The sequence below is a fragment of the Microbacterium sp. AG790 genome, assembly GCF_003634765.1.
GTDB lineage: Bacteria > Actinomycetota > Actinomycetes > Actinomycetales > Microbacteriaceae > Microbacterium.
On the sequence record NZ_RBWZ01000007.1, the window covers coordinates 1 to 14838 of the forward strand.

Consider the following 14838-nt stretch of genomic DNA (forward strand, 5'->3'; position numbering starts at 1 on the left):
CCTCAGCCCCGTGGAGTTCGAACGACTTCACATCCCCGCCGCAACCGCGGCATGATCAACACAAACAACCCGTCCGGAAAAGCGGGTCAGGCTCCTCGGCGCGATTCATGATCCTTCATCAGGGGAACTCACGCTCAGCGCATTATTTGGCGCGGTGGCTGTGTGGTATTTGCTTGAGGCGACCAGCGCTTCGCGTCGTTCGCTCTTCGGCGCAGGAGCATTTCAGTCGGTCTTTGCACACGCGGACCGGGGAATGCTCAAGCGGCTCGAGCGACGTCGCGCACGGCTCGAGGAGCACATTCTCGAGCGGATGCCCACTTCGCCCAGAGACGTTCTCCGAGCACGCCACGGCTGGTGGCGGCGCAGTCCCCTGCCGCTGCGGGCTCAGCACGCCTCGCGTCGCGCGTGAGCCCTACGGCCGCCCCATCCCGTAATACGTCCATCCCTCCTCACGCCACGCCGCCGCGTCGAGCCCGTTGCGACCATCAATGACCACGCGTCCACGCGCGAGCGAGGATGCATGCTCCGGCGGCAGCTGGCGGCGGTACTCGTCCCACTCGGTGACCAGCACGAGCGCGTCCGCATCGCGGATGGCGTCGTCGCGGTCTTCGATATAGGTGAGCTGCGGGTGGATGCGGCGGGCGTTCTCGATCGCGGCCGGGTCGGTCACGGTGACGTTCGCGCCGAGTCCGTGCAGGCGCACGGCGACGTCGAGGGCGGGGGAATCGCGGATGTCGTCGGAGTGCGGCTTGAAGGCCGCGCCGAGCACGGTCACGTTCTTCTCGAACACCGAGCCGCCGAGACCCTCGACGACGAGCTGCACGGCGCGTTCGCGACGGCGCAGGTTGATCTCGTCCACCTGACGCAGGAACGCGACGGACTCACCGCGCCCGAGCTCTTCCGCGCGAGCGGAGAACGCACGGATGTCCTTCGGTAGGCACCCACCGCCGAAGCCGATGCCGGCGCCGAGGAAGCGACGACCGATGCGCGCGTCGTGGCCGATGGCGTCGGCGAGCTGGGTGACGTCGGCGCCGGTGACCTCGGCGATCTCGGCCATCGCGTTGATGAAGCTGATCTTGGTCGCGAGGAAGGCGTTCGCCGACACCTTGACGAGTTCGGCGGTCGCATAGTCGGTGACGATGAACGGCGTGCCCTTGGCGACGGAGGGGTGATAGACCTCACGCAGCACGGATGCCGCGAGCTCACCCTCTTCTCCTGCCGGCACGCCCGCGACGAGGCGGTCGGGGTCAACGGTGTCTTGCACCGCGTAACCCTCGCGAAGGAACTCCGGGTTCCAGACGAGTGTCGCGCCGGTCTCCGAAACCCGCGGCGCAAGACTCGCCGCGGTGCCGACAGGGACGGTCGACTTTCCGGCGACGATGTCGCCGGGCGCGAGGTACGGCAGCAGTCCGTCGAACGCGCCGTTGACGTACGTGAGGTCGGCGGCGTAGCTGTCCTTCTGCTGCGGGGTTCCCACACCGACGAAGTGGACCTTCGCGCCCGCGACTTCGGCCATGTCAGTGGTGAAGCGGAGGTTTCCTGCCGCGATGCCGGCCGTGAGGATCTCCTGCAGGCCGGGTTCGAAGAACGGCGCCTGTCCCTTGGAGAGCGCGTCGATCTTGCGCTGGTCGACGTCGATGCCGACGACCTCATGACCGATCGACGCCATGGCCGCAGCATGCACCGCGCCGAGGTAACCACAACCGATGACTGACAGCTTCATAACTACTCTCCCGGGATTGTTGGCTGGACGAGAATGCGCCACTCTCAATGTTCGGCAAAGCGCGCTTAACGGATCAATATTTCAGCATGAGGTAAAGGGCGCACGAATGAGCACAGGGATCGACGACAGCCTGTCAAGCAGGAACTCGCCATCTTTCGCCTCTGAGAACTATGATTTTTCAAGCGCGCTACCCCCATGGCGAACCCAAGTACGCAAGAGCGCCGCGCACGAAAGCGTCCAATCAACGATCAATGCGCCTACAGCCAGCGCCACCGGCGTATCGGAGAACATCGCACCGACCGCAAGACCGACAGGCAGCGCACCGAGGCCCGCAAGACTTACGATCAGCATCCCGCGATAGTCCTTCGCCGTGATCAGCACCGCGCCAAGACATACGGATGTTACGCCGGCAGCAGGCAGCGACCACGCCTGAATTTGTAGGGCCTGCACGGCTCCGGTGAATTCAGAACCGAGCAAGAACGGCACACCCCACGGCGCCAGCACCGTAAGCGTGGCTGCCCCTGCTGCACCGAGGGCCATAGCAAGGAGCACCGATCGCCGTACACGGGAGGCGAAGGCATCGCCCGAGCGCCCGGCAGCACGGCCCAACCTTGGAATCAGAGCGATACTCAAAGCATCCATTGAGGACTGCGCCGCGCGCACAAGTTTGTCGGAAGCAGCGAAAAGCCCGAACACTTGTGGACCGATGAACGCAGAAAAGCCGAGGGTAGGACCCTGATTGCTCGCGACACCGAGTGCGCGGCTGGCGACTACCGGCACCGCTATCCGCAGGAGCACGCCCGCCTCCTCCAAAGTAGGAGGCCAAAAGGGAACGAGACGCCAAGTTACGGTCCAGGTGAGAGCGGCCCCTACCAGATTAGCGACTGCAAGTATCCAGACAGCAATCCAAACGGAGGGGTGCGCGGGCAGCACAAATACAAGCCCCCCCAGCGACGCCAATCTAACAGCCAACTGACTGATGGCGAGAAACATGTACCTCGAAGAACCGATTAAGAGCCAGTCCTCTCCGACGGAAGACATACCACCCATGACTGTACCGGCCAGAACTAAGCTGGTGTAGGAGAGATTCAACAACAGCGCCGCGACGAGCAAAGCCACAAGAATAAGCAATACTGCGAAGCGCAAAGCTATGTAGGTTGTGCGAGACCGCCCGCGAACTTCGCCTCTGGCATAGTCACTAGCGAGCACGCTTGATAGGCCCAGATCGACCGCTAACGAACCGAAGAAGCCGCCCGCGGTCGCCACCGCATACTGACCGAAGCCCTCGACCCCAAGTGAACGAGCGACGATTGGTATCGAGATGAGCGCGACAATATATTGGCCGTAGCGGCCGACTAGCACGAGGCCCGAGTCCCTAAGTAATGACCAGAGGGAACTGAACCTCACGCTGGCAATCCTCTCGTCAAGATGGCTTGCTGACGTGCCGACCGACGGGCCAGCTCGGAAACCACGAGCCCGATCAGCCAGATGATAAGTGCAGCCTGCAGAGACTTGCCCAGAACACTGAAACTCCCCAGCATGCCGCGCTCGAACAAGATCGGGTAGGTGAGCAAGCACCCCCCTAGGCCCACCAGCGCTGGCGTCCCACGCGCAACGGCCCATGCCGCAAAAAAGAGCAGAGCTGCTAGCACAACAGATTCCAAAACGATCCCCCAGACGCCAGCGAGAGCCCACCCCTCGGCGATAAAGCCGTCTGCGAGCGAAACGCCGCCGCCAAGTGAACCGGTAGAGAACGAACGCACCTCATCCGCCCACGCTTGACCAGCGAATGTCTTCTGACCGGGCAATAGCGGGGTGGGAACGAAAGCAGCAAGCGCTCTGCCCCAAAAGTCTTCGACGGAGATCCAGTTCCCCGGACCAAGATACATGGCGTCAGTTGCGGCACTAAGAAGATCGAAGCGTCGCACGAGACTCAAGAATGGCCGCACCAGAATCGGGTAAGCAGCATCCACCGCGGATAGTTCACCCCCTACCCGTGCGTCGATCTTGAGGGCCTGAATGAGCGGGAACATCAAAAGCGTCACGCCCAGAATCGCCGCGACTTTGACCCCTCTACGCCCGTCACCAATGACGAATATGCGGAGCAGGAGCGCCAGGGCCGTAGACATTAGCGGCGTCTTGGACGCTGAAGCGACTGCCCACAAGACCTCCGAAGAAGCAACCACTACGAGGATAATCCGGGATGCACGCGTTGTAGCCGGAAGTCGTAGCAGCAATCCGAATGCGCCCGCGACAGCGAAGTATCCAAGAAGATCGAGGAAAGCGTTGCTTCCTCCGGCCACAACCCCAATCCGTCCCACCCAACCAATAATCCAGCTGATTCCTAGGGTTGCAAAAAGCCCCGGCACGGATCGAGCTCCGCCGACGGAAACTGAATTAATCCTGTGCCTAAAAATTGCTCGGATTAATATCAGAGTCCCGAGGTAGATACCGAGCCCAATATCGACAATCGTCAGCACCTCCGATAGAGCGGCAGTGTACGCATCCAGAGCCAGGCGCGGATCGGCCACAGAGTCTCCCAGCCGCGGCGCGGGTACGACGTATAGGAGGATCGCGGGGCGGATCACGTATGAAACAGCCCAATACCCAACCTGCACCCAGATCAGCAACCTAGGGATTCCTGAATAGAGCAGGCCAACGAGAGTAAGACTTGCTAGGAGGATTGTAGTGACTGCTAATTGGGTCATGCGCGCATCCCGCCGCCATAGTCGAGGTGCCGAAGAATCTCTTCTGCCCTTGCGCGGTAGTCATTCTTTGCGCTTGCTATATGCTTGTAACCGCGCCAAGCAATCTTCGCCGATTTCTCCGGCTCAGAAGAAACTCGATCGATTATATCGTGGAGCTCATCAGCATTGTCGAACAGATAACCTGTCTCGCCATCGTCAATCAATTGCTGATGCTCAGATGTCCGTTGACCAACGAATAGTCCGCCTGCGGCCGGAACCTCGAATGATCGACAAGTATGCGTGTCCCGATTATCCGAATTGAGTAAGATCAGATGCGCTCGTGACCTTGCCACCTCACGCGAAAAATCCTCACCGTACACGCCGCGACCAACGAACGCCGGACTTCGCCGCAGCTGCGGAATCGAATTCCACCCGGGCCCTAGAAGTCGCAGACCTTTGCCATACTTATCCGCGAGATCCACCATAAAATCGCGCCGATCCGGCCTCATGTTCCCTATAAAGGAAACTAAAGCAAGGCTCTCGGAGTTCTGGGCGAACGGGTGATGCCAGGCGCGATCATAGGCGCTCCACACGAATAGGGGTTCGCGACCGGTTCTCTCGCGAACTTCGTCAACGTTGTGCCGCTTGGTCGTGACGATGAGATCCCACTCATGCTCGCGTTTCATGTATTCGGGAGTCGTGTTTATCGGATTCGAAACGTCGTCTGCAGAATAGTGAACCTTCGTCCTGATCGGCAGGCCCAGAAGTCTATCTTGATCGAGATGAATGGTTTTAAAGCAGAAAAGGACGTCAGGGCGTTCCACGGCTGCTAGTCGCTCGATCTGCTCATGCACTGCGGCCAGGGTTCCGGGCGACCTTCGGCCGCCCGTCTTCAGATAGATCCAAGACGGACTCAGCCGCTTCGGACGGGAGATCGGCGTCGTATCGATCTGAATGGTCGTCGCGCCCGCTTCTCGAAAGCCATTTGCTAGTGATCGGGCGTTGCTGCCAAGCCACGCATCACCGACGAACAGGATCTTCGGATGCTCACCTCGCATGCTGAGCCCCCTCTACGACGACCTCGACACTCTTGGCCATCTCAATCAGCGATCTGGTTTCGGCGTATGTACGCACCGAAGCCGCGAGCGTCGCTCCCTGGCGGATGGCGCTCGAGCATAGTGACGCCATCAGATGCGCATCCGTAGGCTCATCGACTACGTAGTCAACCCTGAATGGTCCCATCGCTTCCGGCAAGCCCCCAACGCGCGTGGCAACCACAGGAGTCCCGCTCGCCATCGACTCGAGAACGATCAGGCCGAAGCCTTCCAGCGCTAGAGTCGGCACAAGTGTGACGTCTCCGGCGCGAAACACATCCGGCAGCTGCTCATCGGAGACTCGCCCGAGCAGATGCACTCTCGCCTCCAGCCCGAGAGCCTTCACCCTCTCCCTCAGGTCGCGCTCCAAAGAACCTGTGCCGGCGATCAGAAGCTGAACGTCGGGCAGAAGCGCCGCTACTTCTATCGCATTGAAGAGCCCCATGCGCGGCTCAAGGCGGCGCACGCAGGAAATGGTGGGCGCGTCGACGTCTACCCCGAGCCGCAGTCGAGCCTCCCGGCGGCTCCCCGGGGAGAATCGAGAGGTATCTACGCCTGGATAAACGGTGGTGATGCGGGCCGGGTCCATTCCGTACTCTTCAGCCAGCACTCGGCCGAACGCATCTGACGCCACGATGAAGGCACCATATCGTCGATATTCTCGACGCTCGAGCAGAGCCTTTGCTACTTGCTTCATGCGGCCGTCGCCCTGCACCCTACCCTCGGCGGCCCATGGCCCGTGGAAATGAAAGATCCGCTGGGCACGTGTGTGAGACAGCGCGGGACGAATTAGTCTCGCCGACTGAGCAAAGTGGAGGTGAACGCTATCATCCTCGCGTAGGTCCGAAAAGTCCGGCACGGGTTCTTCGCCTGTGACTCGATATGCACCTCTCGCACCGATCTCGTGCGCAATCAGCGCACGCCTGCCGAGCGCCGCCTGACCCGCAGCCAGAGAGATGACGTAGTTGTGCAAGCCTCCGGATCGTGTGATGGGCTCGCGACTCGCAACGTGAAACCGTATCTGCATTGAACTAAAGCCTCTCAAGGTCGCATGCACTCGACATACATGTCCTGGTGCATCGCTGCCACCGACTCGAGGGTCGGCAACGGCGTCTGACTGGCGCCTCGCGCCAAAGCTTCGCGCTGCTCTCTTGGCTCGAGCTCCTTCAGCACTCGCGCGAGATCCTCGACGTCCCCGCTGCGAAACGTGCGCCCATTGTGACCATCTCGGATCCACTCCACAGGTCCCCCTCGATCGGCCACGACCGTCGGACGCGCCCGCGCGAGGTACTGAAGCACGTTTTGACCTAAGGGTTCGGGACGGATCGACGCCTGGACGCAGATATCCAAATCGTCGATCAGCGCCTCTACTGCACCACTCGGCACCTGGCCGAGAAAGTCCACACGGGACGAAACGCCAAGGTTATCCGCCAAAGATCGCAACGTCCGAAGATAATCGGACCCGCCCAATTCGGTTCCTCCGACGAATGAGAGGCGGACTGATCCAGCTTGAAAGGCGCGCGCAAACGCCTCGAGCACCAGTCTCTGTCCCTTCCACTCTGCGACCCGAGCCACCATACCGATCGTCAGAACCTCGGGGCGCTCATGAGTCGGCGCCGCCCGCCTCGGCAGTCCGACCGCGCTCGGAATCACACGAGCAACCACGCCAGCCGCGACATGTTCGCGGGCTGTTCCCAAGGTGTACTGCGAGTTAGCCACCACACCGCGGGCTGCCGGAAGCACAAGCTTCGTCATGGCGCGGTACCCGATCCGGCCCAAAGAATCGGAGGAGACCGCGTCTCGCAAATGCACGACCAGCGGTTTCCTGGAGAGCTTCGCCGCGAACACAGAGTAGAGCGCCGCACGAGTGGAGTTGGCATGAACGATATCGACCGAACGAAAGCGGCGACTCAAAGTGAGCGCCAGGGCATGGCGCGCCAATGCGCCAGAAAAACGAAACGCACCCCTCAACCCGGCGCTTGCAAGACCGGGCTTCTGTTGAGGCCCAGTTTCAACTACGTCCATGAAATTCGCGCGTGCAAGCATCTCGGCTCTATCCGAGCCTCGAGGAACGAAGAGATATGGCTCCCAGCCTGGTTCAGAATTTATGAGACGCGCGAGGGCAATCTCTGCGCCTCCGGACACGACAGTATGGTCCACATGAGCGACGCGAATTTTCCGGGGCTGATGCATACCGCCCTCAAATTCCATTCGCGATCCAGTCGCCGATCCGAGCTCGGAAAGCTTCATTTGAAAACATTCCCGCTCTTGCGGGCAAGCCCCGGCGATCAACATGCTCGAGATCGATCACTGCCTCGCGCAGAGACTCCGAACTATAGTCACGCAAAACCACTCCCCCCTGCGCAGCATTCACGCTCTCTTTAGCGCCGCCAACGGGGCCGACGATTACGGGCGTCCCTGCCGCCATTGCCTCCACAGGCATGATTCCAAAATCCTCGACTGCCGGGAAAACAAACCCGAAAGCGCGCTGGTACAAAGCAAAGAGGAGCCGGTCGCGAGGACTTTCGACAACTACGACGGGGACCGAAGCTTCCTTGCCTCGGCGTACGATATCTCCCTTGAGTCCGCCAGCTCCCGCAATTACAACAGGCCTTCCCGAGGCCTCACCGGCGGCGATCACCAGGTCGAGTCTCTTATAACTAACGAACCGTGACGCTCCGAGAAGATACCCGGGCTGGATACTTTCCAGGAGAAGTCGCTCCTGCTCATCTAGGGCCTCTGCCCATACCGACGTGGACGTGATCCGCGCCACATCCACAGGCGGATAGATGACTACCGAGTCGCGGTGCCATGTTCTTTTGGCACGCGCACGTGTGAACTCGCTATTCGTGGCGATAGCCCGAGCCTCCTGCGCACGGATGCGATCAAGCGGCTTTATAGCTGTGGATATCACCCTAGCAGCTGCCGATCTGCCCCTCTCGTCCAAGTCCGGTTCCCAGATGTATCTCGCTGGGGTATGGGCGTACACGAATTTCGGGATATCCCGCTGTCGCGGCACGCGGGCGTGGTGCGCGAAGAGATGCGAACTCGACAAGATCCACTCGTAACTCCTCCTCTCAGGAATCCGTCGCCAAGTAGGAATCTCAAAGGGGAGAGCCGTCACCTTTGATCGCCTCAAGGGCGTCCGAGAGATCCAGCTCTCTCTTAGGTTCTGACCAAATCTTCCAGGATCGTTGCTCCACAGAACGAAGACATCTGCATCGGGGAACTGGTGCACGAATTGATCGACGACTTTCTCCGAGCCGCCCGTCTTCTCGACCCACTCATGAACAATCAAGCCAGCCACTCGTTCGCTACCTCTCCGTCCGGTAGATGAGTAGATAACGAATTTGCAAAGTCACGAGACACCAACGTGCGCCAGGGCACTGGAGAGTCGGTCAGGCGACAAGGTTCCCGCTTCATCCGCACGCACCCAGCGCCCTTCTTCTGGAACGTTGTGCCACCACGGGTATCGTGCGATCACGACCCCGCGAGAGGCTAGTGCCGCTGTGAAGCTGAATGAACTCGGGGAGGTCGCCAGCACGGCGGCGCCTGCCAGGAAGACAAGATCGCTGTCACGATCACCGTCAACGCGAAACTCAAGGTTGTCGATCGACGCGAGCTCGCTGAAATCACCGAGGTCATCGACTGAAACGACAAAAATCGGAAGCGAAGCAAGTTGAGGAGTATCTCTGATCTGTGAGACGAGCGAGAGGTAATAGTCCTCCTCGACCCACCGATGAACAGACTGGTTGTCATCAGCGCCACCCGTGGTCGTCTTGTCGATGTCGCCGCCACGTCGGACATGCAGCGCGATGTATGGTTCTCCCGCCTCAAATTCTCGAAGGCTTTCCCCCATATAACCAGCCAGGAGAGCCCGCCTGATTGCTGGCGCGGCAGGAATCTGATCCCACCACTGGGGATCACGTCGAAGTCGGAGAACTACTCCCCGGCTTGTCCGCCCTAGGATCCTTGCGAGTTGGTCGGATAGCACTGGGACACCTTTACCATCGCGCTCGTCGTGAACGGGGAGAGCCCTCACATGGCGCTCATCCTTCATCCGCGTGTGGTCTTCGTCCTCAGAGAAGTCGAAAAGGCCCCGGCGATCAGCCGGCACAACGCCTCCTCGATACGCAACGCCTAGTTCTCGCGACCACATATACCCAGCGATCCATGAGGAGACCTGATGTCCGAGGAGCGGATACGGGCTGATATCTACTGCGACGCGCGCTCGACTCTTCTGCTCTGCGGTCGCCGCATGCGAGCGGGACACGGCTCGTGCGGACCGCCGATCAAGCAAGAATCTGATCTGAAGCTTCTTGATTCGGATCTGAAGGTTGATCCAGTGCCGGGGGATCGCGTTTCTTAAGGTGCGAATCTTGAGGTCGTTGTTCATTGGTGTCCTTTGGTCGCAGCCAAGCTCAGTGCGCCGACTCCCCCGGCGCGATGACAGCCTTTGCCGTCTTCATCAAGATCGCCAGGTCGCCGACCAATGACCAGTTCTCGACGTAGTAGAGGTCGAGGCGCACGGCATCCTCCCAATCGAGGCTCGAACGGCCGCTCACCTGCCAGAGGCCGGTGAGGCCGGGACGGGTCAGCAGGCGCCGGCGCGCGGCATCCGTGTACAGAGCCACCTCCGCTGCGATCTGCGGACGAGGGCCAACCAGGCTCATCGAGCCGCCGAGCACGTTGAACAGCTGCGGCAGCTCGTCGAGCGAGTACTTGCGGATGAACTTGCCCACCGGCGTGATGCGCGGGTCGTCCTTGATCTTGAACAGCGGCTTCTCGCTCGTGCCCTGCGCTTCGAGCAGCGCCTTCAGTTCCTTGTCGGCGCCCACGCGCATCGACCGGAACTTGAGCATCTTGAACGGCTGGCCGTTACGGCCGATGCGCTCCTGCTTATAAAGAAGAGGACCCACGCTGGTCCACGACACCGCGATCGTCACGATCAGCAGCACCGGTGACAGCAGAACGATGAGGACCGACGCCGTAATGACATCGAAGGTCCGCTTGACGAAGAGCTGACCGCGCGTGAACCGCGGCGTCTCCACGTGGATGAGCGGCAGACCGGCGACGGGGCGCGTGTGCAGACGCGGGCCGGCGATGTCGATGATGCTCGGCGCGAGCACCAGGTGCTGACGCCCCGCCTCCAGACCCCAGGAGATCTCCTTGACCTTGTCGGGCGGAAGCTCATCGGTGCTCGTGATCGCGACGGTGTCGGCGTTGACGGCGTGCATCGCCGACGGCACCGCGTTGACGCTGCCCATCACCGGCACGTTCGTGCCCTCGATCACATCGGCGATCTTGCCGTGGGGAACACACGCGCCCACGACGACGTACCCCGACCGCGGCGAGCGCTGCAGTTCGCGAGCGATCTGCCCCACCGAAGACTCCGACCCGACGAGGAGGAGCCGTGCCGACCACTGCCCGTGGCGGCGCTTCGACAGCAGCCACTGCCGCCAGAGCCACCGCGTCCACAGGAGCACGGCGACACCGACCGGCAGGCTGAGGAGAAGGAAGCCGCGGGCGACGTCGATGCGCGTCAGGAACGCGACGATCGCGATCACGCCGAACAGACGGAAGCTCGACACCGCGATACGCACGTACTCACTCGTGCCGATGCCGATGACGCGGTAGCTGCGGGAATCACTCCACGACAGCGCGCCCATCCACAGGACGATGAGGAGAACGGAGAACCCCCAGTAGGAGAAGTCGGTGATGCGGGAGTCGGCGCGCATCGCGACCTGCGCATTTCCGAACCCGAACCATGCGATCTGAGCGCCGAAGACGGCCCAGGTCAGCACGAGGAAGTCGCTGACGATCAGCCGTCGCTGAAAGCGGCGACGCCAATCATTGAAGGGTGGGGCAGCGGGACGCATGGTGCTGGTGGCCTGAGTCGACGCACCGGCCGGAGCAGTGATGGAGCCGCTGTCCGCGCGGGATGCTGTCGAGTCGTGAGGCGACTCCGTCGTCGCATCGACCTGAATATCGGTCGACACTTCGGCTTCCTCCTAGATCTCGGTTTCGGCCCCCCGGTTGTCGGGAGGGTACCAGCCGCATGTGTCAAATGTGTGACGTATGACGGGCTGATAGCTCCCGGTGAGACCCGAGCCTACGAGCAGGATGAGAGGCCTCTCATCATCCCTTTGGTGAAAACTTGGTGTCTCAGGCGTACTGGCCGATGGTCTTGCCGGTGCGGAGCCGTTCAAGAGTGCGGCGGAGAGCAGCGACGACATCGGGGGAACCTTGATGGGGAAACGGCACCGCCTCAAGCGCCGCCTCGAATCGGCCGAAGACGTCATCCACCGTCGCCGAAATCGCTCGCGGGTTGAGCCCTCCCCATGCTGCGGCCTCGCGTTCCAGGTGATCCTTGGTGAGGTCGCGATGATCGAACACCCGGTTGACCGAGAGCGCGAGTGTGAAGTCGACGCGCCCCGGCTGAAAGAGATTGGGAACCGCATCGTACAAATCGGCGAGCCTGTCTTCACCGGGTAGGTGCATGATCGAGACGTTCTTCGCATGTCCGTCGTTGTCGCCGATCAACACGCGAAAAGTCAGCTGACGCAGCCAGCCCTGCAGCGGGTCGCTGTCCAGGGCGACGAGCGCTTCAGCGATAGCGCCGGCCGAGGCGTGCGAGCGGTCGTTCGGTCGATCCTGGTTCTGGAACTTCACGGCATCCGACGTCCAGTCCAACCCGAGCGCCTGCGCGGCGTCCTCTTGGTGGATCACCTCAACCACGCCGTCGCGCTGACGCCGGTCGTATCGTTCGATCGCGAGGTAGGGCTCGCCCGCGACCTTGCGGATCTCGCTCTGGAACGACGCCAACCCCATGTGACGGGCCAGCTCGTGAGCATAAAACTCGTCATAGAGGCGAGCCGCCGCGTCTTCTCGGGGCGGCTTGAGGATGTGCGTAGAGTGCGCGCCTCCATGGGGTTGGTACCACCGGCCGTCGTCCAGCTTGGTGACCAGCACCTTCGGCTGGAAGCCGGGAATCATCGAGCGACTGTCGTCACGCAGGCCCTGGTTCCATCGGGCAGAGGCCTCACGGAAGGCACGTGCGAGCTTCTTCGGCGTCAGCAACTCGTAATTTGGCTGGTCGTCAGCCTTGCGAAAGGCGAGCGCCCCCGCAAGTGATCCCCCGTATTCGCGCAAGAAGCCAAAGAGATCATCCGCAGCGATGCCGCGATGCTTCGCCATGGCGGCGCGCTGCTGCCCTTCGGGCAGGTACCCGCCGAGAAATCGCGAGAGCCGCTGCCTGTCGGGGCTCAGCCCCACGATCTGCGCGAAGCTCTCCGACAACCGGATGTCGCCGACATCTGCCTCTTGCGACCACGTGAGCTCCACGACCCGTCGGTTCGACGTCGACGTCAGAGTGGCAATGTGGTGGCCGGCGAGGTAGACGTCCAGTTCACCACTCACGTGCCCGTCCGCTCGAAGGAGACCGTCAGACGGATACCCAGCCTTCTCATCACCTGAAAAAGGCGTCGCAACTGAATGACCGGAGTCCCCGTTTCCAAGGCTGCGAGGTACGAGCGGGCGAAGCCGAGTTCGTCGGCGAGGTCCTCTTGACGGATGCCGCGCTCCTCTCGCACACGCGCAAGCACAGGTCCGAGGTCGTTCGCCCTGCGCACCTCGACGTCGATTCGCCTCCCGGCCATGAGCACCCCCTGGATGTCTGAATATCCCGACAATCTACCATGTCTGGATATTCAGACTCGAGAAGATGTCCGGATATTCCGACACGAAGCGATGTCCGAATATTCAGACATGCTTCAGCCGAGCGACGGCGCCGTCGGCGCGACGGCACCCAGCGTTCCGACGACGACCAGCACCAGATACGACACGTTGTACGTCAAGTGCGTCAGCACCGCGCCCCAGATGCGCCCCGTGAGCAGGACCACCAGCGCGCACGTGCCGCCGACCGCGAAGAGTTGGATGCCGTCGACCAGCGTCAACGTCCCCGCCGTCGCGTGCAGCAGCACGAACCCTCCCGCCGACACGAGCGCCGCCGTCACCCCGGCCGCAACCCCGCCCACACTCCGCCGCAGCAGCTGATACACCGCGATCAGCACGACCGTGCGGAAGAAGAACTCCTCCACCAGCGGCGCGACCAGCCCCGCCGGAACCGCCTCCGTGAGCCACCACCCCGAGGGCAGCCCGCCGTCGAGCGCCATCGCGGAGGGGAAGGCCTCGGCATCCGCACCACTCACCCAGCCCTGCAGCAGACGCAGACCGAGCCCCAGCCCGACCCCCCACAGCACATCGATGGGCCGAAACCGCAGCAGCCCGGCCGGCCGCGACCTCACGAACGCGAACGCCACCGCGGCGCCGAGACCGAGCCACAGCACCACAGTCGACGCGATCGGGGCCCACGGTGCAGCGACGCGGCTCACCGCGCCCCCGCCGACCACCCCGAGCCCGACCCCGATGAGAGCCGCCGACAGCACGGAGAGGTCCCACTTGCGCACCGCCGTGCCTCCGAGACGCCAGTCGGTGCGCATGCGGCGACGGCGCCCGGGCGCTGCCGTCTCGCTGGCCGCCGAGCCTTCCGGCTCGTTGCGCTCGCTCGACGACCGGCGCGGGGGCGTCGACGCCTCGAGGGCTGACGAACCGGGGTCGCTAAGCTGATCGGGCACGTGGCCAAACTACCGGTCACGCGGCGAGCCACACACTCCCTCCCCGCTCTATCGACACCGGAAGTCAGCGTGCTCGAGATCCTCACCGTGTGCACCGGCAACATCTGCCGCTCCCCTTTGGCCGCCCAGCTGCTGGCCACTCGCCTCGCCGACCTTCCGGTGCGCGTCTCCAGCGCCGGCGCTCGCGCGCGCGACGGGATGCCGATGACACCCGAAGCCGCAGACCTCGCCGTCGCCCGCGGCGTCGACCCGGCGCTCGTCGGCGCCCACGGCGCCCGCTTCCTCACCCCAGTGCACGTGCGCACGGCCGATCTCGTGCTCGCCATGGCGCGCGACCACCGCCGCGAGGTCGTCGAGCTCGACCCCTCGCGCATGCGACAGGCTTTCACCGCCCGCGAGTTCGCCCGCCTCGCCGCCGATCTGAGCGACGACGACCTGCGGACGGCTGCCGCGACGGCCGGGGAGGGCGCACCACCGCGGGAGCGCTTCGCCGCCGCTCTGGGCGCGATCGCCGGGCGGCGCGGGATCACGCTGCCGCCGGCATCCGCCGAGGACGACGACGTCATCGACCCCTACGGTCGCTCCGCCGCGACGTACGAACGCTCCGCCGCCGAGCTCGAGCCGGGCCTGGCCGCCGTCGAGCGCGTCGTGCGGATCGCCTTCGGCTGAGAGACGGGGTCGGCGTTTCGCGCTCGCAC

General features: G+C 62.7%; 13 protein-coding genes. 1 reads left to right on the top strand and 12 read right to left on the bottom strand.

Annotated elements, in window-relative coordinates; translation table 11 throughout:
• Positions 1–412 precede the first annotated feature (412 nt).
• The 12 genes from DEU37_RS05625 to DEU37_RS05670 all read right to left on the bottom strand — a co-directional run bounded on the left by DEU37_RS05625 (position 413) and on the right by DEU37_RS05670 (position 14140).
• Entirely contained in the window at positions 413–1723 is a 1311-nt protein-coding gene (locus DEU37_RS05625; protein WP_121189661.1) for a UDP-glucose/GDP-mannose dehydrogenase family protein, read from the bottom strand.
• A 168-nt stretch (positions 1724–1891) separates the two neighbouring features.
• Positions 1892–3130: an oligosaccharide flippase family protein gene (locus DEU37_RS05630; RefSeq protein ID WP_183043598.1), complete on the bottom strand. Its 1239-nt coding sequence runs from the start codon at positions 3128–3130 to the stop codon at positions 1892–1894.
• Positions 3127–4254: a hypothetical protein gene (locus DEU37_RS14815; RefSeq protein ID WP_183043599.1), complete on the bottom strand. Its 1128-nt coding sequence runs from the start codon at positions 4252–4254 to the stop codon at positions 3127–3129. The genes DEU37_RS05630 and DEU37_RS14815 overlap by 4 nt, the downstream gene beginning before the upstream one ends.
• A 173-nt stretch (positions 4255–4427) precedes the next feature.
• Positions 4428–5468 (bottom strand): glycosyltransferase, encoded by a 1041-nt coding sequence (locus DEU37_RS05635; protein WP_121189663.1) that lies wholly within the window; start codon positions 5466–5468, stop codon positions 4428–4430.
• Positions 5458–6531: a glycosyltransferase family 4 protein gene (locus DEU37_RS05640; protein ID WP_121189664.1), complete on the bottom strand. Its 1074-nt coding sequence runs from the start codon at positions 6529–6531 to the stop codon at positions 5458–5460. Before DEU37_RS05640 ends, DEU37_RS05635 begins: the two co-directional genes overlap by 11 nt.
• Before the next feature lie 14 nt (positions 6532–6545).
• Positions 6546–7799, bottom strand: a complete 1254-nt coding sequence (locus tag DEU37_RS05645; RefSeq protein ID WP_121189665.1) for a glycosyltransferase — start codon at positions 7797–7799, stop codon at positions 6546–6548.
• Entirely contained in the window at positions 7705–8811 is a 1107-nt protein-coding gene (locus DEU37_RS05650; RefSeq protein WP_121189666.1) for a glycosyltransferase, read from the bottom strand. The genes DEU37_RS05645 and DEU37_RS05650 overlap by 95 nt, the downstream gene beginning before the upstream one ends.
• Before the next feature lie 51 nt (positions 8812–8862).
• Positions 8863–9363, bottom strand: a complete 501-nt coding sequence (locus tag DEU37_RS14740) for a hypothetical protein (protein WP_147424856.1) — start codon at positions 9361–9363, stop codon at positions 8863–8865.
• A 562-nt stretch (positions 9364–9925) separates the two neighbouring features.
• Positions 9926–11503, bottom strand: a complete 1578-nt coding sequence (locus DEU37_RS05655; RefSeq protein WP_121189667.1) for a sugar transferase — start codon at positions 11501–11503, stop codon at positions 9926–9928.
• 166 nt (positions 11504–11669) lie between these two features.
• Positions 11670–12923: a type II toxin-antitoxin system HipA family toxin gene (locus DEU37_RS05660; RefSeq protein WP_121189668.1), complete on the bottom strand. Its 1254-nt coding sequence runs from the start codon at positions 12921–12923 to the stop codon at positions 11670–11672.
• Positions 12920–13162: a helix-turn-helix domain-containing protein gene (locus DEU37_RS05665; RefSeq protein ID WP_147424857.1), complete on the bottom strand. Its 243-nt coding sequence runs from the start codon at positions 13160–13162 to the stop codon at positions 12920–12922. The genes DEU37_RS05660 and DEU37_RS05665 overlap by 4 nt, the downstream gene beginning before the upstream one ends.
• Positions 13163–13276: 114 nt before the next feature.
• Positions 13277–14140 carry a CPBP family intramembrane glutamic endopeptidase gene (locus tag DEU37_RS05670; RefSeq protein ID WP_259457160.1) on the bottom strand — a complete coding sequence of 288 codons (864 nt, stop codon included), beginning with the start codon at positions 14138–14140 and terminating at the stop codon, positions 13277–13279.
• 69 nt (positions 14141–14209) lie between these two features.
• Here DEU37_RS05670 and DEU37_RS05675 point away from each other — a divergent pair, with 69 nt between their 5' ends.
• On the top strand, positions 14210–14809 hold the full coding sequence (locus tag DEU37_RS05675; protein ID WP_121189670.1) for a low molecular weight phosphatase family protein: 600 nt from the start codon (positions 14210–14212) through the stop codon (positions 14807–14809).
• Positions 14810–14838 lie beyond the last annotated feature (29 nt).